Here is a 22,285-nt window from a genome sequence, read left to right as displayed (position 1 = left end):
ATCACTCGTTCGGGGTTGAGGTCGCCTTCTTGGGGGCCGCCTTCTTCGCGGGGGCCTTCTTCGCCGCGGTCGTCTTCTTGGCGGCCGTCGTCTTCTTGGCCGCCGTTGCCTTCTTGGCCGGGGCGGCCTTCTTTGCGGCCTTCTTCTTCGGGGCCGGGCCCTTCGCGCGCTTCTCGGCGAGCATCTCCGACGCCTGCTCCAGCGTCAGCTCCTCCGGCGTCTGCCCGCGCCGCAGCGACGCGTTGAACTCGCCGTCCGTGACGTACGGCCCGAAGCGCCCGTCCTTGATCACCAGCGGCTTCTCGGTGAGCGGGTCGTTGCCCATCTCCCGCAGCGGCGGCGCGGCGGCCCGGCGCTGGCGCGTCTTCGGGGCGGCCAGCAACGCCAGCGCCTCGTCCAGCGTGACGGTGAACATCTTGTCTTCCGAGTCCAGCGAGCGGAACTCGTCACCGCGCTTGACGTACGGGCCGTAGCGGCCGTTGTTGGCGAACACCTCGGTGCCGTCCGGGGCCACGCCGATGAGCCGGGGCAGGCGCAGCAGCTGCAACGCCTGCTCCAGGGTGAGGCTGTCCGGCGACTGCGAGCGCAGCAGCGACGACTTGCGCTCACCGCTGGCCACGTACGGGCCGAACCGGCCGGACTTGAGCAGGATCGGCTCGCCGGTCGACGGGTCGTCGCCGAGCTTGCGCTCACCGCCGCCGCCGAGGAACAGCTCGTGCACCTTCTCCGGGGTCAGCTCGTCCGGCGCGAGGCCCTCCGGGATCGGCGCCCGGTCACCCTGCGAGCCGCCCTCCTCGCCCTCGCCCTCACCCGAGGCCGAGCCCGAAACCGAGGCCGTGCCCGAAACCGAGCCGGGGAGCGCCCGCTGCAGGTACGGCCCGTACCGGCCGACCCGGACGACGACCTCGCGGCCCTCGTCGTCGGTGAACAGCGGGATCGAGTTGACGCTGCGCGCGTCGATCTCGCTGAGGTTCTCGGTGACCAGTTTCTTCAGGCCACCGGCGTGCGCGATGGCCTGGTCGCCGGTGCCGTTGGTGCTGCCGAAGTAGAAGGAGGTGAGGAAGTCGACGGCGGCGTGGTCGCCACCGGCGATCTCGTCCAGCTCGTTCTCCATGCTGGCCGTGAAGTCGTAGTCGATCAGGCGCGGGTAGTGCCGCTCCATCAGCCCGATCACCGCGAACGCCAGGAACGTGGGGATCATGGCCTGGCCGCGCTTGGTCACGTACCCGCGGTCCTGGATCGTCTGCATGATCGACGCGTACGTGGAGGGGCGGCCGATGCCCAGCTCCTCCAGGGCCTTCACCAGCGACGCCTCGGTGTAGCGCGACGGCGGCTGGGTGTGGTGGCCCTGCGCGGCCAGCTCGTCGGCGGTCAGCGGCTGATCCTTGACCAGCGTGGGCAGCCGCCGCTCGGCGTCCTCGGCCTCGGCGTTCTCGTCGTCGCTGGACTCGACGTACGCGCGCAGGAAGCCCGGGTCGGTGATGGTCTTGCCGGTCGCCCCGAAGTCGGCCTCCTCCTGGGCGGAGGAGACGGCACGGATGCGCACCGACACGCTGGAGCCGACCGCGTCGGTCATCTGCGAGGCGATGGTGCGCCGCCAGATCAGCTCGTAGAGCTTGTACTCCTCGGCGGACAGCTCCTTGGCCACCTCGCCGGGGGTGCGGAAGTTGTCGCCCGCCGGGCGGATCGCCTCGTGCGCCTCCTGCGCGTTCTTCACCTTGCCGGTGTAGCGGCGCGGCTCCGGCGGCACGCTGCGCTCGCCGTACAGCTCGACGATCTGCCGGCGGGCCGCCGCGATGGCGGTCTCGGACAGGTTCACCGAGTCGGTACGCATGTAGGTGATGTAGCCGTTCTCGTACAGGCGCTGCGCGGTGCGCATCGTCTGCTGCGACGAGAACCGCAGCTTGCGGGCCGCCTCCTGCTGGAGCGTGGAGGTGATGAACGGCGCGTACGGGCGGCGGCGGTAGGGCTTCTCCTCTACCCGGGTGACGGTGAACGGCCGGTCGGCCAGGCGGGCGGCCAGCCCCCGGGCCCCGCCCTCGTCGAGGTGGACGACACCCGCGCCGGCGCGAACACGACCCGTGGTCGGCTCGAAGTCCTTGCCGGTGGCGATCCGGTCACCGTTCAGCGCGACCAGCGTGGCGTTGAACGTGCGCGGGCCCTCGCCCGGCTTCGCCACCGCGAGCGTGGCCAGGATGTCCCAGTACTCGGCGGTGCGGAACGCCATCCGCTGGCGCTCCCGCTCGACCACGATCCGGGTCGCCACTGACTGCACCCGGCCCGCCGACAGCTTCGGCATGACCTTCTTCCACAGCACCGGCGATACCTCGTACCCGTAGAGCCGGTCGAGGATGCGCCGTGCCTCCTGGGCGTCGACCAGGTCGCGGTCGATCTCCCGGGGGTTGGCCACCGCGGCCTGGATGGCCGGCTTGGTGATCTCGTGGAAGACCATCCGCTTGACCGGCACCTTGGGCTTGAGCGTCTCCACCAGGTGCCAGGCGATGGCCTCGCCCTCGCGGTCCTCATCCGTCGCCAGGAAGATCTCGTCGACCTCCTTGGCCAGCTTCACCAGCTTGCTGATCTGCTGCTTACGGTCGGGCGACACCACGTAGAGCGCGTGGAAGCCGTTGTCGACGTCGACGCCGAGACGCGCCCAGGGCTCACCCTTGTACTTCGCCGGGACGTCGGCGGCGTTGCGGGGCAGGTCCCGGACGTGGCCGAAGCTGGCCTCCACGACGTACCCCGGGCCGAGGTAGCCCGAGATCGTCTTGGCCTTCGCCGGAGACTCGACGATGACCAGACGGGTGGTTCCAGCGTTGCTCGGCACGTCTCTCCCCGACCTCACTCCTACGCCATGCCCGCTTCGGGCCGTGTTGCGCCACCCGGACCACGGGCGGTCCGGATGTCCAACGTAACGCGCCGTCCGCGTTCCGGGTTTCGTGGGCGGCAAACGGGCCGCTCTCCCGGCGACCGCCGGCCGCACCCTGCCGGACGGCGTCACGGTACACCGTGGGTAGGGCGGCAGGCGTGTCACTGTGACGATCGCGTACACCCGGCGGAGCCGTCTCCGGGTGTCCGGGTTCGGACACCGGACGGTCAGCCGGGCGCGCCCGGCCACTCCGCCGCCGGCGCCGTGACCGGCCGTTCCCCCACCAACTCGGCGAGCCGCGACATGCGCCGCCCGCCGATCCGGAACGCGGGCCCGCCCTCGTCCGGCTCCACGAACGCGGCCGGCAGGCCGACCGCCGCCAACGCGGCGCGCACCACCGGCCAGCACGGCTCGTCGGCCGGTCCGAGCCGCAGCCGGAACCCGGCCGGCTCGGCCGTGCCGGCCGCGGCCGCCCAGAGCCGCAGCCGCCGCCCGTCCAGGTGGAATCGGGCCGGTGGCCGTTTCACCGCCCCGCGCAGCCAGGCCCGCGCGAGCGGCGCCAGCATGCTCGTGTACGCGGTACGCACCCGGTGCCGCCCGTCCTCGGTCGGCTCCCAGCTCGCCGGCACGCCCCGGGCGCCCAGCTCCGCCACCAGCACGTGCACCCGCCAGGCGGCGTCCACCACCACGGAGATCCGGGCTGTTCCGCCCATCCGCCCCACCTCACCGGGCCCGGCGAGCAGGCCGGCGAGATCCGCCAGCACGGGATCGGCCGCCTCGGTGGAGAACAGCGAGGGCTGGCGGGCCGGTTTCGGGGTGGGAGGGGTCAGCGACACTCCGGGACCTCGTCGAAGGCCTCTTTCAGCTCGGTCGAGTTGAGCTTGCTGGTGTCCAGCGCGCTCGCGTCGTACTCCTTGTTGAGCGTGTCCACAGCGGCGCGCACGCCGTCGTAGAACGGGCCGGCCTGGGCGGTGTCGAGCCCGTCGATGGCGGACCGGGCCCGGCCGTACGCGTCGCGCATCTTGCTCAGCGACCCCAGGAACCCGGCGGACACCTCGGCGCCGCGCTCGGCCTCGGGCACGCCCGCCTCCTCGACCTTGCGCCGGGCCGTCTCGCTGGCCTGCTCGGCGCCGGCGAAGAGCCGGACCAGGTTCTCCTTGGCCTGCGCCGGAGTGGTCTGCGCGGTCATCTGCTGCTGGGTGCTGCTGGTCAGCTTGGAGATCTCCGCGCGCCACGGGGTGAGCGCCTGGCACACCGACGCGGCCCAGACCCGGGGGCTCGGGCCGCCGCCGCACCCGGCGACGACGAGGACCAGCGTGGCCAGGACCACCGTGAGCTTTCCGGCGGTTGCCGCCCGGCGCGTACGCATGCGTTGCAGCGTACGACCTCCGGGCGGAACCGCCACCGCTCAGGTTTGCCGGGCACGGGGCTCCCGGCCGGCCGGGACCGGCCGGGAGCCGTCGCGTGGACCTCAGGCGTTGACCGTCTCCGGGCGCTGGTCCGGCTTGCCGGCGTCGCTGTCCGAGTCGGTCATCGCCACGCCCTTGCGCTTGCTGAACACCACGGCCCCCGCGATGATCAGCGCGGCGACCACGGCGATCGTGATGCGCAGCGGGTTGTTCTGGTCGTTGCCCACGCTCCAGGCCACCACGGCCGGCGCGATCAGCAGCGAGACCAGGTTCATCACCTTGATCAGCGGGTTGATCGCCGGGCCGGCGGTGTCCTTGAACGGGTCGCCGACGGTGTCGCCGATGACGGTGGCGGCGTGCGCGTCGGAGCCCTTGCCGCCGTACGCGCCGTCCTCCACCAGCTTCTTGGCGTTGTCCCAGGCGCCACCGGAGTTGGCCAGGAACACCGCCATCAGCGTGCCCGCGCCGATCGCGCCGGCCAGGTACGCGGCCAGCGCGCCCGGGCCGAGGCCGAAGCCGACAGCGATCGGGGCCAGGATGGCCAGCAGGCCGGGGGTCAGCAGCTCGCGCTGGGCGTCCCGGGTGCAGATGTCCACGACCTTGCCGTACTCGGGCCGCTGGGTGCGGTCCATGATGCCGGGCAGCTCACGGAACTGGCGGCGCACCTCCATCACCACGGCGCCGGCCGAGCGGGACACCGCGTTGATGGCCAGGCCGGAGAAGAGGAAGACCACCGCGGCGCCGATGATGAGGCCGACCAGGTTGCGGGGGTTGGCGACGTTGAGCGAGTTGAGGATCTCGTTGCCGACGTCGCTGACGCCCGCGTCCTCGTACGAGGAGCGCAGCGTGTCGGTGTACGAGCCGAACAGCGCGGTGGCGGCCAGCACGGCGGTGGCGATCGCGATGCCCTTGGTGATCGCCTTGGTGGTGTTGCCGACGGCGTCCAGCTCGGTGAGCGTCCGCGCGCCGTGCTCGTCGATGTCGCCGGACATCTCGGCCACGCCCTGCGCGTTGTCGGAGATCGGGCCGAACGTGTCCATGGCGACGATGACGCCGACGGTGGTGAGCAGGCCGGTGCCGGCCAGCGCGACGGCGAACAGGGACAGCGTGATCGAGCTGCCGCCGAGCAGGAACGCGCCGAACACGCCGGCGCCGATCAGCAGCGCCGAGTAGACGGCCGACTCCAGGCCGACGCTGATGCCGGCGAGGATGACGGTGGCCGGGCCGGTCTGCGAGCTCTTGCCGATGTCCTGCACCGGGCGCCTGTTGGTCTCGGTGAAGTAGCCGGTCAGCGCCTGGATCGCGGCGGCCAGCACGATACCGATCACGACCGCGCCGATGGCCACCAGCCGCGGGTTGCGGTCGACGTCGGTCAGCCCGCCCTCCAGCTCGGCGAACGTGGCCGGCAGGTACGCGAACGCGGCGATCGCGACGAGCACCGCGGCGATGAGCGCGGAGAGGTAGAAGGCCCGGTTGATGGCGGTCAGGCCGTTGCGGTCGCTGGCGCGCAGCCGGGTGATGAAGACGCCGACGATCGCGACGAGCACGCCGATGGTGGAGATGATCAGCGGGAAGACCAGGCCGGTCTCACCGAACGCGGCCCGGCCGAGGATCAGCGCCGCGACGAGCGTGACCGCGTACGACTCGAACAGGTCGGCGGCCATGCCGGCGCAGTCGCCGACGTTGTCGCCCACGTTGTCGGCGATGGTGGCGGCGTTGCGCGGGTCGTCCTCCGGGATGCCCTGCTCGACCTTGCCGACCAGGTCGGCGCCGACGTCGGCGGCCTTGGTGAAGATGCCGCCGCCGACCCGCATGAACATGGCGAGCAGCGCGGCGCCGAAACCGAAGCCCTCCAGCACGGTCGGGGCGTCACCCCGGTAGATCAGCACGACGAGCGCCGCGCCGAACAGACCGAGGCCGACGGTGAGGAAGCCGACCACGCCGCCGGTGCGGAAGGCGATCTTCATGGCGCCTTCGCGTCCGCCTTCGCGCTCCCGCGCGGCCGCTGCCACCCGCAGGTTGGCGCGGGTGGCCAGCCACATGCCGGCGCCGCCGATGAACGCGCTGAACAGCGCACCCACCACGAAGAACGCCGAGCGGCCGAGCTTCACCAGCGTTTCGTTGCCGTCGGTGTCGTGCACCGGCAGCAGGAACAGCAGCACGACGGCGATCACGACGAAGATCGCCAGCGTGCGGAACTGCCGCAGCAGGTACGCCGACGCGCCCTCCTGCACCGCGCCGGAGATCTCCTGCATGTTTGTGGTTCCCTTACCGGCCGCCAGGACCGCCCTGGTGAGGGCGGCCGCGAAGACGAGCGCCACCAGCGCGATGACCGCGGCGATGACGACGTACGTCACGTTGGCTCCGGTAAGGGACAGTGCGCCGCCGTCAGCGGCCAAGGTCCCGGACATCTATGTCCTCCTGTACCGAACAACTCGCGCCGGCCGGTGGAGACGCACGGGCCGACGCCTGGATGCGGACTCGCAAGCGCGCGCCAACCCACTCCGGCGGACCGTTCCCGCTGGCTACGGGACGGGATCACTTGCTGACAACCCGGGTACTGTAGCCCTCCGGCGTGGCGAGGGTCACAGGCAGGGGGCACCGTGTCTCGATGATCTTCGTAACTGTGTTATACGAAGAAATCTGATATATGGCCCGGTCAACACGACGAGGCCGCGCTCCCCGTGCGGGGAACGCGGCCTACGTGAACGGAAGGGTCAGGCGCGTCCGGCCGGCCAGGTCATCCGGACCTCGGTGCCGACGCCCTCGTCGACCGGGCGGACCTGGAGGTCCTCCACGAAACCGGCGAGCAGCGCGAAGCCCACCCCGGTGGTGAGCGCGTCCTCGCTCAGCGACTCCTTGGCCAGCTCGTCCGGCCCGAGCGCGGCCAGGCCGAGGCCCGCCTCGATCGGCGCCCGGTCCACCACCCGGACCGTGTAGCCACCGGTGTCGGACATTTCCACGTACACCGGATCCGCCAGGCCGTACTGCCGGTGCAGCGCGACCGCCCGCGTGCACGCCTCACCGATGGCCAGGCGCACCTCGTCCAGCAGGTCCTCGCGTACGCCGGCCCGCCGGGCCACCGCGACGCCGACCAGGCGTGCGGTACGCACGTGCACCGGGGCCGGAGAGAAGGAAAGCTTGACGGTGGCCATCACGCGCCGGTGGAGTCGGCGGCGATGGCCGCGTCGACCGTCGGATGCAGCGGGAAGACCTGGTCCAGGGCGGTGATCCGGAAAATCTTGAGCAGCGGCTCCTTGTCGCAGACCAGGGCGAACGAGCCGCCGGCCGAGCGCAGCCGCTTGAGCGCGCCGACCAGCACGCCCAGTCCGGTCGAGTCGAGGAAGTCCACCCGGCCCAGGTCGACCACCACGTGGCGGGCCCCGCCGTCGATCAGCTCAAGAAGCCGTTCCCGCAGGCGGGGGGCGGTGTAGACGTCCACCTCACCACCGACCTCGAGCACCGTGTGCTCCCCCACGGCGCGGGTCGCCAGCGACAGCTCCATCGGCCCCTCCTCGGTAAACTCTCCAGGGCATCTAACCATCCCCCGTGCGGCCCTCTCGGATCACCGGCCACGCCCCTCCCTTACCCCCACCCTGCGGTTCCCAATTCCGAACACCAGTGCGAGAGTGCAGGACGTGACCGACCACAGCCCCGGCCCGCGGCGTGCTCCGGGTGAGCTGCTGCGCCGGCTGCGGCTGCGGCACTCCACCGACCCGGTCACCCACGTCGAGCGCGTCCCGGCCCGAACCGGCGAGCCGGTCGGGTGGCCCGGCTGGGCGCCGGAGGAACTGCGGGCGGCGTTCGCGCGGCGCGGCGTCACCGCCCCGTGGCGGCACCAGGCCGAGGCCGCCGAGCTGGCGTACGCCGGCAGGCACGTCGTGGTGGCCACCGGCACGGCGTCCGGCAAGTCCCTGGCGTACCAGCTGCCCGCGCTGAGCACGCTGCTCGCCGACCCGCGCGCCACTGTGCTCTACCTGGCGCCGACCAAGGCGCTCGCCGCCGACCAGCTCCGCGCCGTCGCCGGTCTCGACCTCGACGGGGTACGCCCCGCCACCTACGACGGGGACACTCCGCGCGCCGAACGGGAGTGGATCCGGCGGCACTCCCGGTTCGTGCTGACCAACCCGGACATGCTGCACCACGGCATCCTGCCCGGCCACGCCCACTGGTCCGGGTTCCTGCGCCGCCTCGCGTACGTGGTGGTCGACGAGTGCCACACCTACCGGGGCGTCTTCGGCTCACACGTCGCGCACGTACTGCGGCGGTTGCGGCGGCAGTGCGCCCGTTTCGGGCGTACCCCCGTGTTTCTGCTGGCCTCGGCCACGTCGGGTGACCCGGCGACGGCGGCCGGGCGGCTCACCGGTCTAGCAGTCACCGCCGTCACCGAGGACACGTCGCCGCGCGGCGGCGTGACGTTCGCGCTCTGGGAGCCGCCGCTGCTGCCGCCCTCCGACTCGGCTCCCGACGCCGACCTCGTCCAGGTCCGGCGCTCCGCGCTGCGGGAGACCGCCGACCTGCTCGCCGACAGCGTGGTCGAGGGGGTACGCACGCTCGCGTTCGTGCGGTCCCGCCGGGGCGCCGAGGTGGTCGCCGCGAACGCCCGGCGGTCGCTGGACGAGGCGGTACCAGGGCTGGGCGAGCGGGTGGCCGCCTACCGGGCCGGCTACCTGCGCGAGGAACGCCGCGAGCTGGAACGGGCGCTGCTGCACGGCGACCTGCTCGGGCTCGCCTCCACGAACGCACTCGAACTCGGCGTCGACCTGGTCGGGCTGGACGCGGTGCTGATCTGCGGCTGGCCCGGCACCCGCGCGTCGCTGTGGCAGCAGGCCGGGCGGGCCGGGCGCTCCGGCGACGAGGCGCTCGCCGTGCTGGTGGCCCGGGACGACCCGCTCGACACCTATTTGGTGCACCACCCGGAGGCGCTGTTCGGGCGGCCGGTCGAGGCGACGGTGCTCGACCCCGCCAACCCGTACGTCCTCGCGCCGCAGCTCGCCTGCGCCGCCCACGAGTCCCCGCTCACCCCCGCCGACCTTGACCTGTTCGGTGAGGGCGCGAAGGAGGCGGTGGACTCGCTGGTCGAGGCGGGAGCGCTGCGGCAGCGGCCCACCGGCTGGTACTGGCGGCACCGGGAACGCCCCGAGGTCGACCTGCGCGGCGAGGGCGGCGCCCCGGTCTGCGTGGTGGAGGAGTCCACCGGCCGGCTGCTCGGCACCGTCGACGGCGGATCGTCGCACTTCCTGCTGCACACCGGCGCGGTCTACCTGCACCAGGGCGTCTCGTACGTGGTCGACTCACTCGACCTGGCCGACGGGTGCGCGCTGGTGCACGCCGAGGAGCCGGACTGGTCCACCCACGCCCGCGACGTCACCTCACTGTCGGTGGTGTCGGTCCGCTCGTACGTGGACGCCGGCCCGGTCGGGCTCTTCCTCGGCGAGGTGGACGTGACCAGCCAGGTGGTGTCGTACCAGCGGCGGCGCATCGTCACCGGCGAGGTGATCGACACCCGCCCGCTCGACCTGCCGGCCCGGGAGCTGCGCACCGTCGCGGTGTGGTTCACGCTCTCCCCCGAGTCGCTGACCGCCGCCGGTGTCGAGGCGGCCGACGTGCCGGGCGCGCTGCACGCCGCCGAGCACGCCGCCATCGGCCTGCTGCCGCTGATGGCGACCTGCGATCGCTGGGACATCGGTGGGCTGTCCACCGCCCTGCACCCGGACACCGAGGCGCCCACGGTCTTCGTCTACGACGGGCATCCCGGCGGGGCGGGTTTCGCCGAGCGGGCGTACGGCACCGCCGCCGCCTGGCTGCGCGCCACCCGGGACGCGATCGCCGAGTGCGGGTGCGAGACCGGGTGCCCGTCCTGCGTCCAGTCCCCGAAGTGCGGAAACGGCAACAATCCGCTGGCGAAGGCAGAGGCGGTGAAGGTCCTCGACGTGGTGCTGGCGAATCTCGCCACGGTCGGCGGCCCGGACGCGGTGTCTGACCCGGATTCGCCCGCCTCTGGCCCGGAGGCGGGCGGCCCGGAGGCGGGTGCCGGCCCGGAGGCGGACGGCCCGCGGAGCGGCGAGGTGTTGCCCCGGCAGGGCGACCGGGTGGCCCGCCCAGCTCAGACGGCCGGCGGCCCACCCGCCTGACCTGGTCCGCGCCCGTCGGGTGGGGCCTCCCGCCAGTTCGGGGAGGTTGCTGTATCGGCGGGTGCTGGACCCCGCCACTTCGCCGAACTGGTGTCGATCAAGGTGGGCCGTGCCCCGGGAGTCTGGTTGGTGGGACGGGTGCATGAGGGCAGGGCCCTCGGGGCATTGATGTATGGGAGCGCTTCCATGCATCATTTCCGGTAGCGCAGGTGACCCCAGACCCGTCCCGCCGGAGGTGCCGCCGTGGCCGACACGATCGCCGAGACCGTCGAATTGCTCTACACCATCGACCAGGAAAACCTAACCCCCGACCAGCAGATCGCGCTGGGCACCGCGCTGGCCACGCTCGCCCAGGCGGAGCGGCTGGAGCAGATCAACGAGCGCCTGCGCGGCATTCACCAGGTGCTGAACAGTTGGGCGATGAAGGCCACGGTCGACGGCGGTCGTTGACCTTTCGTCGTCGTTCGCCTTGTGGGGTGGGTGGGTGCCCGGAAGCCGGAGGCCCTCGCGAGCGGTGATCCTGGCGCGAGCGGGGGCAAGCGGCGGCGGGCCTGCTGTGCGAGACTCCGGCGACCCCTCGAAGGAGATCTGATGTCGCTCGACAACCTGCAGGCCCATAACCGGTTCATCGTCCGACAGCGGATCCGGATGATGGTCAACCAGTACGAGGTGCACGCCGCGGCACCCGACGGCTCCGAGGCCGGGCTGCTCGCGTTCGCGCAGCAGAAGCGGCTCGCCTTCAAGGAGCAGGTGACCATCTACACCGACGACTCCAAGCAGTACCCCCTTCTCGGGTTCAAGGCCCGGCAGCGGCTCGACCTCGGCGCCACATACGACGTGACCGACCACGCCGGCAACCCGATCGGGCTGTTCCGCAAGGACTTCGCGCAGTCGCTGCTGCGCTCGACGTGGCACGTCGAGCAGCCCGGGCTGCCGCCGGCCACCGGGCAGGAGCGCAGCCTGCCGGTCGCGCTGCTGCGCCGGTTCGTCGACTCGCTCTCCTGGCTGCCGTACCACTTCGACTTCGTGGCCGGTGGCCAGCCGGTGTTCTCGGTCGACAAGAAGTGGGGCCTGCGCGACCGGTACGTCGTCGACATCCACCACCCGCAGATCGACCGGCGCCTGGTCATCGCGATGGCCGTCGGGTTGGACGCGCTCCAGTCCCGCTGACCCCGCGCCACCTTTTCCACCCGCCGGCCGAGCCCGGAGCGCCAGCGATCGACGCCCCCGGCTCGGCCGCCTCAACCGTCGGTGTCCCGGGCCGGCCCGGCCCGGGACGTCGCGGTGGCGTCCCGGGTCAGCCCGGGCAGCGGCTCGACACGTACCCGCGCCGTGACGATCAGATCGAGCCCGTCGATCCGGCAGCCGGTCATCCGGCCGCCGTTGGCCGCCACCAGCTCGGCCGCGCGAGCGCACGCGCCCTCGACGCCGTCGAGCACCCGCCCGGCACCGGCGAGCGCCCCGAAGTCCGCCGCGTTGCGGGCCTGGTGCCGAGCACAGCGGGCGGCCCCGAGCGCCGCGCCGAACATCCCGACCAGCACGAACACCAGCCCGATCGCGAGCAGGCACACAGTGGCTCCGCCCCGCTCGGCGGCGGTTCGGCACGACGCCCGGACGGCCGTCACGGCACCGGCCCCGGCGCGCCGGGTTCCACAGCCGCTGCCGCCTGCCCCGACACGCTCAGTCGCGGCAGCAGCGCGCCGAACGTCCGGACCGGCGCCCGAACCGTCGCCGTGACCCGGTCGCCTGCCACAGTCACCGACACCTCGGCACCGTCGGGGGCGTACCGCTGGCCGGCGACCTCGCCGGACTCGCCCCGGGCCGCAGCGAGCGCCGCCTCCCGGGCTGCGTCGACGCAGCCGACCCGGGTACCGACCGCGTTCACCGCCGTCAGCCCCGCGACGAGCAGCAGCATGAGCGCCGGCAGGCCGGCCGCCAGTTCGGCGGTGAAGGAGCCCCGCTCGCACGCTGCCCACGAACGTCCCCGGCGGAGCAGGCGGACGAGGGCACGCCCGACCGCCCCGGCCCGGATGCCGGCAGCGCCGCGGATCGGGCCCGCTTCGGCCGGGACGCCCAGCGGGTGCGCCGGAGCGGGAAACCAGCGGCCGGCCCACCGGCGCCGGATCACTTCAGGGCCCGGTCGATGACGGCGGTCAGCGCGGACTGCACGTTGCCGGAGGTCAGCACCTTCAACAGGATCCCGGCGAAGGCGACCGCGGCGAGCGTGCCCACGGCGTACTCGGCGGTGTTCATGCCGGCGTCACCCCGCAGGCGGGTGAGGAGTTTGCGCATGTCGTAGTCCCTTCTCGATGGTTCACAGCACGTCGCCGAGAACAGCGACGATCACCGGCACCAGACCGGCGAGAATGAAGGCGGGCAGGAAGCAGAGCCCGAGCGGCAGCACGATGAGCACGCCCGCGCGCCGGGCGGCCGCCTCCGCGGCGGTCGACCGTTCGGCGCGGAGGTCGTCGGCGAGCCGGGTCAACGCGCGAGCCAACGCGGCACCACTGTTCGACGACCGGACCGCCGCCGCGACCACGGGTTCGGCCCCGGCCACGCAGCTCAGGTGCGCCCATGCCTCGGTTGCCGTACCGCCCAGGCCCAGCGTGCGGCCCACCCGGCCGAGCCGGTCAGCGAGCGGACCGCCGAGCGCCTCGGCGACCGCCAGCGCCGAACGGTCGACCGGCGCGCCCGCCCGCAGCGCGGCGGCCAGCAGGTCCGCGGCCAGCGGCAGATCGGCCGTCTCCCGCAGCCGTCGGTCCCGGACGGCGCGCGGCTCGATCCGCCGGAGCAGGCGATCGGCGGCGACACCGGCCAGCAGCCCGAGGAACAGACCGGTCCAGCCGCCGACCACCACCGGCACGGCCAGCCCGGCCAGCGCCGCGCCCAGCCGTACCCGATCCGGCCACCAGGCCGGGCGGGGCCGCCGGGGCGCCGGGGCGAGCCGGCGCAACCGCCGGGCCGGGCGGGCCGCCGGAACGGCGACGACCAGGAGCGACGCGGCGCCACCGAGGCACACGGCGGCCAGCACCTGGCGGGACATCAGACGGCCCGCCCGGGTGTGACGCCGAGCCGCTCCGCCCAGAGCAGCCCGCCGACCTGCAACGCGACGGCCGCCAGCGCGCTGCCGCCACCTACCGGCGTGTGCAGGAGCACCGCCACCGGGTCCACCCCGATGCCGTAGCCCAGGCCGATCCCGCCCAGGGGCAGCGCGGCGAGCAGCCAGGCGGTCGCCCGGGCCCCGGCCGCCTGGGCGGCGGCAGCGGCGAGCCCCCGGTCGGCGGCGCGGGCGTCGGCCTCGATCCGTTCCAGCAGGTCGGCCAGGGGCGCTCCGGTGCGGTCGCCCAGCTTCCCGGCGGCCCGGGCCAGGCGCGCGACCCGGCCCGGCCCGTCGTCCAGGTCGGCCGGCAGCCCGGCCCGCAGGTCGGCGGCGACGGCGGCGAGCCGGTCGAGGTCGCGGCGATGCGCGAGCGCGGCCGCCCTTCGGGTACGCCGACGCAGCACCGCCCGGGCCGCGAGGACGCCGTAGGTGGCCAGCGCCAGGGCCGCCACCGGACCGCCGAGCAGCGCCCCGGACACGGCGCCGAGCAGCGCCGCCACGGGTAGCGCGCGTCGAGGCGTGAACAGGACCGGCGGACCGGCGGCCCGGTCGCCGTCCGCCGCGAGCGTCCCCGGGCCGAGGCCGACCCACCGCCGTGCCCGATGCGCCAGCGCGGACGCAGGCCCGAGGCCGGCCCGCTTCCCTGCCCGTTGCGCCGGCTCGGGAGCAGGCCCGACGCCGGTCCACTGCCCTGCCCGGTCGGCGGCAGGGCCGAGGCTGATCCACTGATGTGCCGGGTGCCCGGCTCCGGGCCGACGTGGTTCCCGAGCGCGGCCCGGTGGCTGGCCGGACGACTGCGGCCCGGCGTCGAGCGGACGGCGCGAACCGCCTGCCCGCTGGGCCGGACCGCCGCCCAGGACCGCCAGTCGCCGGGCGCGACCCGCGCGTACCGGCCAGGCGACGGCCGCTGCCGCGACCGCGAGAAGCAGCGCCACCAGCCCGAGCTGCGCGGTCACGACGGTTCCGCCCCGGGCACCTGGAGGACCGGCGGCACCGGCACACCCCGCTGCCGCAGCAGGGCGCCGAGCGCACGGGCCGCCGGACCGGGACCCCGTCCTCGTACCCAGGCCGGAACCACTGTCACCACGCGGTCGGGGCCGTCGGGCAGCAGCAGGCCGATGGAGTCCAGCACCCGTCCCTCGCCGGTCCGGCGGAGCTGGAGGACGACCTGCAGCGCGGCGGCGACCTGCGCGTGCAGTGCGAGGCGCGGCAGACCGCCGAGCATCCCGAGCGCTTCCAGCCGGGCCGGGACGTCGGCCGGAGCGTTCGCGTGCAGCGTCCCCGCCCCGCCGTCGTGGCCGGTGTTCAACGCGGCGAGCAGGTCCACCACCTCGGCGCCCCGGCACTCGCCCACGACCAGCCGGTCCGGCCGCATCCGCAGTGCCTGCCGGACCAGGTCACCGAGCCCTACCGCCCCGGCGCCCTCGACGTTCGCGGTGCGCGCCTGCAACCCGATCACGTGCGGGTGCACCGGCCGCAGCTCGGCGGCGTCCTCCACCAGCACGATCCGCTCGGTGCCGGGCACCAGCCCGAGCAGCGTGTTGAGCAGCGTCGTCTTGCCGGAGCCGGTGCCGCCGCTGACCAGGTACGCGAGGCGGCCGGCCACCACTGCGGCGAGCAGCGGCGCGACCGGCCGGGCAACCGTGCCCCGGTCCACCAGCTCGTCGAGGGTGAACGGCCGCTGCCGGAAGGTACGCAGCGACAGGTACGGCCCGTCGGTCGCCACCGGCGGCAGCACGGCGTGCAACCGGGTGCCGTCGGGCAGCCGCGCGTCGGCGTACGGCGCGGCGTCGTCCAGCCTGCGTCCGGCAGCGGCGGTGAGGCGCTGCGCCAACCGGCGCACGTCGTCGAGCGTGCCCAGCGGCACCGCCACCTGACGCAGCCCCTGCCCCCTGTCGACCCAGACCCGTACCCCGTTCACCAGCACGTCGGTGACCTGCGGGTCGGCGAGCAGCGGCGCGAGCGGACCGGCGCCGATCAGGTCGTCGTGGACCCGGTCGGCGATCCGCAGCAACGTGGTGTCGCCGAGCACCGCGGTCGCCGGTTCGGCGCGTACGGCCGAGACGATCGCCGCCGGGGTGACCGGCGTCGCCTCGGCGGCGAACCGGTGCCGGACCCGGACGGCCAGTTCCCCGGGGTCGGCCGGCCCGGTCATGCCGCACCCGCCGCCGACGACCCGACCAGCTCGTCCACGAGCCGCTGGCACAGGACGGCGAGTGGGCCCTTGCCGCTCGCGCCCGGCGCCTCGCCCCGCTCCAGCCCTCGGCACAGCCCCGGCTCGGGCCGCAGCGTGCCGGCGAGCGGCAGGCCCAGCGCCCGGGACACCTCGGCCGCGCGGAGGCGGCCGGGCGCCGGGCCGCGCACGATCACCGACAGGTCGACGCAGTGCGGCGCGGCGAGGGTGGCGACCCGGGCTGCCGCGGCTGCCGCCCGCAGCTCGGCCGGTACGACGAGCAGCGCGCGGTCGGCGGCCTGGAGCGCGATCACCGCCGCGTCGTCGAGGTGCCGAGGCAGGTCTAGCACGACCAGGTCCCGCCCGCGACGGCCGGCGTCGACAGTGGCGGCCATCGCCTCGGCCGGCAGGTGCCGCAGGTCCCCGCGATCCCAGGAGAGCACCACCAGGTCGCCTCGGCTGGGCAGCGCGCGGACCAGCGACGGCGGGTCGACGCGCCCGTCCGTGCCGGCCAGCTCGGGCCAGCGCAACCCGTCGAGCTGCTCCCACCCGAGTACGAGATCGAGGCCTCCGCCGAGCGGGTCGGCGTCCACAAGCAGCGTGCGCAGGCGTGACCGGGCCGCGGTGACGGCGAGCCCGCCGGCGAGCACGCTGGCCCCGGCGCCGCCCCGCCCGCCGAGCACCGCCACCACCCGCCCCGACGGCGGACCCGCCGGGCCGGCCCCGCATTCGGCGAACCGGTCGATCAGCCAGGGCTCGGCCGCCGGCAGTGTCGCGACGTGCTCCGCGCCGATCAGCTCGGCCAACTCCGTACCCGGATCGAGTTCTCCGGAGCGACCGACCAGGACCGTGCGGGCGCGGCGGGGAAGGCGTGCCCGCAGGCAGGCCGCCGCCTGGTCGGCGCCGATGAGGACCAGCGGCGCCGGCGCCCAGCGGGCCCGGGCGGCCGCCGGGTCGGCGGCCAGTTCGACCTCGGTGCCACCGGCGGCCGCGAGTCGCAACAGCTCGTCGAGAAGGTCGCCGTCGGAGGTGACGAGCAGAGGCAGGCGACGGTACGGCGGGAGCGGAGTGCGGGGCGGCATGGCTGTCTCCCTCGGTCGGACTCGGACGTGCCCGGCAGCCTGCCCGGCCGATGAGCCGAATGCGGGAGATGCGGACTCCCCTGTGGACGGCGGAATGCGATGTGGACAGACCTCGGCGGAGGAGTGGATCTGCTATGTGGCGCGAGGGTTTAGCAGCGAACGCACGGTCAGCCATTGACTACGGGGATGATCAGTAACGGATAATCGGGGACCCCTCGCCGCTCCATGGACGGCACCGGCTTTGCGGATTCGAGGCCATGACCGATTCATCGCATCCCCTCGCGATTCCCCCACCTCCGCGCCACGCGCTGCCCGACGGACCGACCGGCGGCGAGGCCTGGCTGCGCGATCCGTCACCGGCAGCGCTCGCCGCGATCGCGGTCGGGCTCGTGGTAGTGGTGCTCGCCAGCATCGTCAGCGCCTTCGCGACGCCCCGCCGCCCCGACCTTCCACCGCCGATCGAGGGGCAGGCGATCCTGGCATCCCCGGCGCTGTCCAAGGGGGCCGCGGAACCACCGGAGGCGTCCTGGTCGCCGCCGCCGGTGTCGCTCTCCAGCCGCTCCGTCCTGCCCACCCGGACGGCCGAGCCGAGCCGGGCGGCCGCTCCGACCAGTCAGCCGGCGTCGCCGAAGCCCTCCCGTTCCAGACCTTCGAAACCGCCTGTCGCCGGGCCCGACGAGCTCAGATCGTTGTCGCCGACACACGAACGGAGGCTGCGTTCACACGGCGGCGGACCGGAGACGTTCATCGACTTCGTCAACACCCGGCGGGAGCGCGTCGCCGTCTACTGGCTCAACTACGAGGGCCGGCGCCAGCGGTACGCGCTGCTCGAGCCTGGGCAGTCCTACCGGCAGCAGACGTACGTCGGTCATCCCTGGGTGGTCACCGACGAGCGCGGCGGAGCGCTGGTGTGTTTCGAGCCGGCCAGGCACACCTCGCGCGCGGTGATTCGCTGACCCGACCACAACTCGCTTGCCGGCCGGGACCCCGGCTGCGACGCTCCGGCTGTGATCGACAGACCTGGCGTCGACGAGCCGCTGCTGGCCGCCGAGGTGGCCGCCGCTTGGGCCCTGAGCGTCGCCGACCTCGTGTTCCTGCCGGTGGGGCTCGACGGGAACGCCTGGGCGTACCGGGTGGACACGACCGGCGGTGCGCGGTACTTCCTGAAGCTGCGCCGCGGCGAGTTCACAGGGGCCGCCGTCGCGCTGCCCGGATTCCTCCGCGCGCGAGGCCTCCGGCAGGTCGTCGCGCCGATCGACCTGCCGGACGGCGGCGCCGTACACGGCTTCGAGGGCTACCGGCTGCTGCTCTACCCGTTCCATGAGGGCGGCAGTCTGTGGGCTCGCGGTCTAACCGACCGCCAGTGGATCGGGTACGGCGAGTTCCTGGGCCGGCTGCACCAGGTCACGCCGAGCGCCGAACTCGCCGCCGTCCTGCCGGTGGAGACCTACCGGTCGACCGCGGGCGACCGGCTGCGAACGCTCGGCGATCAGGCCGCGGCGAGCGACGCCCTCGGCGCGTTCTGGAAGCGGTACGGCACCGCGCTGCACCGATTGGCGGACACGGTGGATGAGCTTGCGTCCGGTGTCACGCGCGCTCGGCACGTCATCGCCCACGCCGACATCCACCCGGGCAACCTGATCGCCGACGGCGACGGTCCGCTACACGTCGTGGACTGGGACGCGCCGATGCTCGCGCCGCGCGAGCGGGACCTGATGTTCGTCTACAGCCGGGACTTCGGCGACCACCCGGCCGACGCGCGCCGGGCCGAGCTCTTCCGGCGGGGCTACGGCCCGGTCGAGCCGGATCAGAGGTTGCTGAGTTACTACCGCGGCGAGCGACACCTCGACGATGCCGCCGAGTTCCTTCGCAGCATCCTGAGGCCCGGGGCCAGTCCGGAGTCCCGGGCCAACGACCTGCATTGGCTCACCCGCATCGCCGAGGCCGTCGCCGACCCCGCCTACGCGCCGTGAACAGCTACTCTGGCCGCCCTGCCGACATCTGACGTTGCGAGGTGACGTGCACAAGAGCCCTCGTCCACAGGATTGGACGGTCCGAGGTCTCCCCCTGCCCACCACGCTGGCCACCTTGCTGGAACAGGACCGTTGGCGGCACCCCGGAGACCACGTGCTCCGGAGCGTCATGCCGTGGTTCGAATACCCACTGATGTTCCCCACCAGTCTTGACGGAATGCGGTTCGAGAACAATGCCCTGGACCTCTTCGCCGACGACGCCCCGTTGTCGCAGCTGTTTCGAGTGACCCGCGGCAGCCGCATGAATCGTCCGGTCGCCCTGCCGTGGCTCGATGCCGATCGCGCGGTGTTCATCGCGGTCAACCGGGACCCTGGAGACGATGTAGCCCTCGCGCTCGACTACCGCACCGACGTCGCCGACCCGAGGGTCGTCGCCAGTGACTTCTGGACCGACCCCACCCGATGCTCCTGGCGGCTGGTGGCGCCCAGGTTCACGCAACTCCTCACGGCGCTCGGCCCCACCTGACCGGGCACGCGCCTGCTGGTCCGCCCGTCGGCGGGTCAGGAGCTGATCTCGTGCATCGTTCCGTCCGGTCCCATGCGGTACCTCCGCGGCGGTCCCATGGCTCGCAGTGCCTCCGCATATGCGGCCTGACGGGCGGCCTGTTCCTCGCCGGACGGGTCGCTCACGCGGAAGCCGTGCAGATGAACATCGTCGGGGTCGATGTCGTCGGGGGACGGACGGCCCTCGACGACGAAGCCGAACAGCGCACGCAACGCTTCCTCGCCGAGGTCGAGGGGATGAAACGGCAACGGGTACGGGCCCGGCTCGACGCGATGCTCACCGGCCCAGTACGGCAGCTCGAAGTCGTACGGCTCGCCGATGTTCTCCTGGATGCTGCCGCCGGGCGACAGGCTCAGCGATCTGACCAGTACGCCGTCCTCCCACTCCGCGAAGCCGAGCCAGTCCACGGCAGAGTGCATCCCGTGCATGATGATTCGCCGGCCTGCTCCGGCCAGGCGAAGGTGCTCCGGCAGCTCGGACGGGCGGTCGAGCATGACCCGTCGGTCGCAGTACAGCTCCGCCCCGGCCAGCACGGTGGCGTACGTGACACCGTCCGGCGGGTAGACGCCGTCGAGCAGGGTGTCGTCGTCGGCTGGTTCGACGACGTGGCCGGGGTGGACTCGACGTATCAACGCCTCGACTTCGGCTCGCGCCGATCGCCCGGCGCCACGCAGCGCCGGACGAATGTCGCCGTCAGTAAACGCCAGCAGTGCCGTCTTCGCGCCCACGCCGTTCCTCCCCGTACCGCAGAAAGCCACCTCGGACGATCATGTCGGCCTGCTGGTTCTGCGACAGGGCCTTGAGACCGATCTGCAACCAGGCCGGAGTCCGGGCATCGCGGGAAGCCGTACGGTTTCAGCCCGCCCGATGCCGGGGACGCCACCCGTAGGCGACGGGGAGGGGCTGTGACCTGCGGCGGAACGCTCACGGCGCAAAGGGACGACCCCCGTCGGGGGGAGACGGGGGTCGTCTTGTGGTTCGGCTCCGGGGGGGTCGAGCCGAACCGACTCAGCGGTTACGGGGGGTGCAACCGCCGAGGCCTGCGGCGTCGGGAATGTGAACTCCCGTCGCGAGGACAAGCATGCCGCAGCCGACCCTTATACGTCGAGTGGTGTTCAGTCCACGCAAAGCTAATTTCTTGCACATCAGATGTGACCGCCGTCACTCCTGCGGGTGCTCATCCACTTCCATGACCCTGGGCGGACGCCTCCGCGCCGCTGTCGGGCTAGACTTTCGCGCCGTGGGCCGCAGCGCCGCTTTCTTCGATCTCGACAAGACCGTCATCGCCAAGTCAAGCGCACTGGCATTCGGTCGGCCGTTCTACCGGGACGGGCTGATCACTCGGCGTGACGTGGTCAAGTCGGCGTACGCGCAGTTGATGTTCCGGCTGGGCGGCACCGACGAGCAGACCATGGCCCGCACGCGGGACTACCTGGCCACCCTCTGCAAGGGCTGGCCGGTGGAACAGGTCCGCCAGATCGTCGCGGAGACGCTGCACGAACTGATCAACCCCTATGTGTACGCCGAGGCGGCCGCCCTCATCGAGGAGCACCAGGCCGCCGGCCGGGACGTGGTGCTGGTTTCCGCGTCGGGTGACGAGATGGTCCGGCCGATCGGTGAGCTGCTCGGGATCACCGACGTGATCGCCACCCGGATGGGTGTGGTGGACGGCCGCTACAGCGGTGAGGTCGAGTTCTACGCCGCCGGTCCGAGCAAGGTCGAGGCGGTCAGCGAGCTGGCTCTGGAACGCGACTACGACCTCAGCGACTCGTACGCGTACTCCGACTCGTACTCGGATCGGCCGCTGCTGGAGTGCGTGGGGCACCCGACGGTGGTCAACCCGGACCGGGCGCTGCGCAAGCTGGCGGTGGAGAACTCGTGGCCGGTGCTGGAGTTCCGGCACCCGATTCCGCTGGGCCGCCGCCTGCGTGAGCGGCCGGCCGTGCCGGTCGCGGCCGCGGCGCTCGGTGTCGGAGTCGGCGTGGCCATCGGCATCGCCTGGTACGGCCGGCACCGCCGCACCCGCGCCGCCGCGCCGACCGCCTGACACCCGCGACCTCAGGACGCGGCGAGGATCTCGTCGCCGATGAGCGTGATCTGGTCGGCGCCGACCTCGACAGCCGTCATGTAGTGCCGCAGCCAGGAGCGCAGGCCGTCGGGCGTGCCGGTGGCGAACGCGCCGGCCGCGCCCACGTACTCCGGTTCGCGCTCGCGGTGACCGACGTCGACAGCGACCAGCCCACGGGGGTCGAACCCGGTGGAGATCAGCACCAACCGGGCGGCGGCGCGGGCCACCACCCCGGACGGGCCGGGGAACGGGCGCAGGTTCAGCAGCTCGCCGTGTACGACGGCGGCCAGCACCAGCGGCGGCACCTTGGTGCCGCCGGCGACCAGGGCGGCCAGGCCGTCGAGGCGGGCCGCGACCACCGGGTCGGCGACCGGCCGGCCCAACTCCTCCTCGGTCACCACGTCGCGGGCGGCGAGCACGTGCAGCCGGGCCAGCACCTGCCGGGGCGCCTTGGGCCAGAGGTCGCTGAGCCCGGGCAGCGCTCCGGCCACCCGCAGCGCGCCCTGCATCACCGGGTCGGTGACGGTGCCGGCGCGTACCTCCTCGCGGTCGTGGACGCGGCCCTCCAGCGCGGCGCTGGCCACGGCGGAGCGGAGGCTGACCTCGGCGGCGACCTGGCCGCCCTGGCGGCGCAGCGCGCGGTGCCGGTGGGCCAGGTCGACCCGCTCGCGGGCCTGCTCGACGGCGGGGGCGACGTCGGCGAGCGCGAGCAGCGGGGCGAGCGGATCGGTGGTCACCCCGTCACGCTAGCGACCGCCGGGCTCCCCCCATGCCCGGGGTTGTTAATAAGGGTCCCTTCCTCTACCGGAGGCGTTAACAAGGGGCCCTTCCTTACACCTCGGCGCGAGGGGAGGGCCGCTGGGCGCGCGGTGCGGGGCCGGGCGGTCGCGACCGGGGTACGGCGGGACTAAC

22 protein-coding genes are annotated in these 22,285 nt (G+C 73.3%); 7 read left to right on the top strand and 15 right to left on the bottom strand.

What is annotated here, in order from left to right:
* Position 1: 1 nt before the first annotated feature.
* The 6 genes from topA to HA073_RS03910 form a co-directional block, all read right to left on the bottom strand.
* Positions 2–2,827, bottom strand: coding sequence for a type I DNA topoisomerase (gene topA, locus HA073_RS03935; protein WP_166455718.1), 2,826 nt, complete (start codon positions 2,825–2,827; stop codon positions 2–4).
* Positions 2,828–3,096: 269 nt separating this feature from the next.
* Complete coding sequence (locus HA073_RS03930; RefSeq protein ID WP_166455717.1) at positions 3,097–3,705, bottom strand: hypothetical protein; 609 nt, start codon at positions 3,703–3,705, stop codon at positions 3,097–3,099.
* Positions 3,696–4,238, bottom strand: a complete 543-nt coding sequence (locus HA073_RS03925) for a hypothetical protein (RefSeq protein WP_043327238.1) — start codon at positions 4,236–4,238, stop codon at positions 3,696–3,698. Before HA073_RS03925 ends, HA073_RS03930 begins: the two co-directional genes overlap by 10 nt.
* Before the next feature lie 102 nt (positions 4,239–4,340).
* Entirely contained in the window at positions 4,341–6,689 is a 2,349-nt protein-coding gene (locus HA073_RS03920; protein WP_166455716.1) for a sodium-translocating pyrophosphatase, read from the bottom strand.
* Between the two features lie 306 nt (positions 6,690–6,995).
* Complete coding sequence (locus tag HA073_RS03915; RefSeq protein WP_043327241.1) at positions 6,996–7,433, bottom strand: ATP-binding protein; 438 nt, start codon at positions 7,431–7,433, stop codon at positions 6,996–6,998.
* Positions 7,433–7,783, bottom strand: a complete 351-nt coding sequence (locus HA073_RS03910; RefSeq protein ID WP_013283649.1) for an STAS domain-containing protein — start codon at positions 7,781–7,783, stop codon at positions 7,433–7,435. Before HA073_RS03910 ends, HA073_RS03915 begins: the two co-directional genes overlap by 1 nt.
* A 133-nt stretch (positions 7,784–7,916) precedes the next feature.
* Here HA073_RS03910 and HA073_RS03905 point away from each other — a divergent pair, with 133 nt between their 5' ends.
* The 3 genes from HA073_RS03905 to HA073_RS03895 all read left to right on the top strand — a co-directional run bounded on the left by HA073_RS03905 (position 7,917) and on the right by HA073_RS03895 (position 11,582).
* On the top strand, positions 7,917–10,412 hold the full coding sequence (locus HA073_RS03905) for a DEAD/DEAH box helicase (protein ID WP_166455715.1): 2,496 nt from the start codon (positions 7,917–7,919) through the stop codon (positions 10,410–10,412).
* 243 nt (positions 10,413–10,655) lie between these two features.
* Complete coding sequence (locus HA073_RS03900; protein WP_043327245.1) at positions 10,656–10,862, top strand: hypothetical protein; 207 nt, start codon at positions 10,656–10,658, stop codon at positions 10,860–10,862.
* A gap of 141 nt (positions 10,863–11,003) precedes the next feature.
* Positions 11,004–11,582, top strand: a complete 579-nt coding sequence (locus tag HA073_RS03895) for a hypothetical protein (RefSeq protein ID WP_030503750.1) — start codon at positions 11,004–11,006, stop codon at positions 11,580–11,582.
* A 71-nt stretch (positions 11,583–11,653) separates the two neighbouring features.
* On the opposite strand, the gene HA073_RS30470 is transcribed toward HA073_RS03895, so the two are convergent.
* The 7 genes from HA073_RS30470 to ssd form a co-directional block, all read right to left on the bottom strand.
* Positions 11,654–12,037 (bottom strand): Rv3654c family TadE-like protein, encoded by a 384-nt coding sequence (locus HA073_RS30470; protein ID WP_166455714.1) that lies wholly within the window; start codon positions 12,035–12,037, stop codon positions 11,654–11,656.
* Positions 12,034–12,444: a TadE family type IV pilus minor pilin gene (locus HA073_RS30465; RefSeq protein WP_369830107.1), complete on the bottom strand. Its 411-nt coding sequence runs from the start codon at positions 12,442–12,444 to the stop codon at positions 12,034–12,036. Before HA073_RS30465 ends, HA073_RS30470 begins: the two co-directional genes overlap by 4 nt.
* Positions 12,445–12,536: 92 nt before the next feature.
* Entirely contained in the window at positions 12,537–12,704 is a 168-nt protein-coding gene (locus HA073_RS03880; protein WP_013283643.1) for a DUF4244 domain-containing protein, read from the bottom strand.
* Between the two features lie 22 nt (positions 12,705–12,726).
* A complete protein-coding gene (locus tag HA073_RS03875; RefSeq protein ID WP_113972185.1) occupies positions 12,727–13,455 on the bottom strand; it encodes a type II secretion system F family protein in 729 nt (242 codons plus the stop codon).
* Positions 13,455–14,468, bottom strand: a complete 1,014-nt coding sequence (locus HA073_RS30460) for a hypothetical protein (RefSeq protein WP_309227983.1) — start codon at positions 14,466–14,468, stop codon at positions 13,455–13,457. The genes HA073_RS03875 and HA073_RS30460 overlap by 1 nt, the downstream gene beginning before the upstream one ends.
* A complete protein-coding gene (locus HA073_RS03865; RefSeq protein WP_166455713.1) occupies positions 14,465–15,667 on the bottom strand; it encodes a TadA family conjugal transfer-associated ATPase in 1,203 nt (400 codons plus the stop codon). Before HA073_RS03865 ends, HA073_RS30460 begins: the two co-directional genes overlap by 4 nt.
* On the bottom strand, positions 15,664–16,767 hold the full coding sequence (gene ssd / locus HA073_RS03860) for a septum site-determining protein Ssd (RefSeq protein ID WP_166455712.1): 1,104 nt from the start codon (positions 16,765–16,767) through the stop codon (positions 15,664–15,666). The genes HA073_RS03865 and ssd overlap by 4 nt, the downstream gene beginning before the upstream one ends.
* Before the next feature lie 257 nt (positions 16,768–17,024).
* Between ssd and HA073_RS03855 the strand changes: the two genes are divergently transcribed.
* The 3 genes from HA073_RS03855 to HA073_RS30455 all read left to right on the top strand — a co-directional run bounded on the left by HA073_RS03855 (position 17,025) and on the right by HA073_RS30455 (position 19,266).
* The gene (locus HA073_RS03855) at positions 17,025–17,723 is read left to right on the top strand and encodes a hypothetical protein (RefSeq protein ID WP_166455711.1); all 699 of its coding nucleotides are present in this window, start codon (positions 17,025–17,027) and stop codon (positions 17,721–17,723) included.
* Between the two features lie 51 nt (positions 17,724–17,774).
* Complete coding sequence (locus HA073_RS03850) at positions 17,775–18,740, top strand: phosphotransferase enzyme family protein (protein WP_113972190.1); 966 nt, start codon at positions 17,775–17,777, stop codon at positions 18,738–18,740.
* A 217-nt stretch (positions 18,741–18,957) separates the two neighbouring features.
* Complete coding sequence (locus tag HA073_RS30455) at positions 18,958–19,266, top strand: hypothetical protein (protein WP_240925509.1); 309 nt, start codon at positions 18,958–18,960, stop codon at positions 19,264–19,266.
* 35 nt (positions 19,267–19,301) lie between these two features.
* Here HA073_RS30455 and HA073_RS03840 read toward each other — a convergent pair whose 3' ends face one another.
* Positions 19,302–20,033: a DUF6928 family protein gene (locus HA073_RS03840; protein WP_043327259.1), complete on the bottom strand. Its 732-nt coding sequence runs from the start codon at positions 20,031–20,033 to the stop codon at positions 19,302–19,304.
* 512 nt (positions 20,034–20,545) lie between these two features.
* On the opposite strand from HA073_RS03840, the gene HA073_RS03835 reads away from it, so the two are divergent.
* A complete protein-coding gene (locus HA073_RS03835) occupies positions 20,546–21,352 on the top strand; it encodes an HAD family phosphatase (RefSeq protein WP_043327262.1) in 807 nt (268 codons plus the stop codon).
* A gap of 11 nt (positions 21,353–21,363) precedes the next feature.
* On the opposite strand, the gene HA073_RS03830 is transcribed toward HA073_RS03835, so the two are convergent.
* The gene (locus tag HA073_RS03830; RefSeq protein ID WP_043327263.1) at positions 21,364–22,110 is read right to left on the bottom strand and encodes an oxidoreductase; all 747 of its coding nucleotides are present in this window, start codon (positions 22,108–22,110) and stop codon (positions 21,364–21,366) included.
* Positions 22,111–22,285: the final 175 nt, after the last annotated feature.

This window comes from Micromonospora sp. CMU55-4 (genome assembly GCF_011602315.1).
GTDB classification, from domain to species: domain Bacteria; phylum Actinomycetota; class Actinomycetes; order Mycobacteriales; family Micromonosporaceae; genus Micromonospora; species Micromonospora chalcea.
The sequence above is the reverse complement of the archived record's forward strand: the minus strand, read 5'-3'. Positions and strand labels throughout refer to the sequence as shown.

Excerpts from the sequence above, each read along its gene's own strand:
- HA073_RS03880 (WP_013283643.1), bottom strand. The coding sequence starts at position 12,704 with ATGCGCAAACTCCTCACCCGCCTGCGGGGTGACGCCGGCATGAACACC.
- HA073_RS03855 (WP_166455711.1), top strand. The coding sequence starts at position 17,025 with ATGACCGATTCATCGCATCCCCTCGCGATTCCCCCACCTCCGCGCCAC.
- HA073_RS03875 (WP_113972185.1), bottom strand. The coding sequence starts at position 13,455 with ATGTCCCGCCAGGTGCTGGCCGCCGTGTGCCTCGGTGGCGCCGCGTCG.
- HA073_RS30455 (WP_240925509.1), top strand. The coding sequence starts at position 18,958 with ATGCGGTTCGAGAACAATGCCCTGGACCTCTTCGCCGACGACGCCCCG.
- ssd (WP_166455712.1), bottom strand. The coding sequence starts at position 16,767 with ATGCCGCCCCGCACTCCGCTCCCGCCGTACCGTCGCCTGCCTCTGCTC.
- HA073_RS03910 (WP_013283649.1), bottom strand. The coding sequence starts at position 7,783 with ATGGAGCTGTCGCTGGCGACCCGCGCCGTGGGGGAGCACACGGTGCTC.
- HA073_RS03915 (WP_043327241.1), bottom strand. The coding sequence starts at position 7,433 with ATGGCCACCGTCAAGCTTTCCTTCTCTCCGGCCCCGGTGCACGTGCGT.
- HA073_RS03895 (WP_030503750.1), top strand. The coding sequence starts at position 11,004 with ATGTCGCTCGACAACCTGCAGGCCCATAACCGGTTCATCGTCCGACAG.
- HA073_RS03865 (WP_166455713.1), bottom strand. The coding sequence starts at position 15,667 with ATGACCGGGCCGGCCGACCCCGGGGAACTGGCCGTCCGGGTCCGGCAC.
- HA073_RS03925 (WP_043327238.1), bottom strand. The coding sequence starts at position 4,238 with ATGCGTACGCGCCGGGCGGCAACCGCCGGAAAGCTCACGGTGGTCCTG.
- HA073_RS03920 (WP_166455716.1), bottom strand. The coding sequence starts at position 6,689 with ATGTCCGGGACCTTGGCCGCTGACGGCGGCGCACTGTCCCTTACCGGA.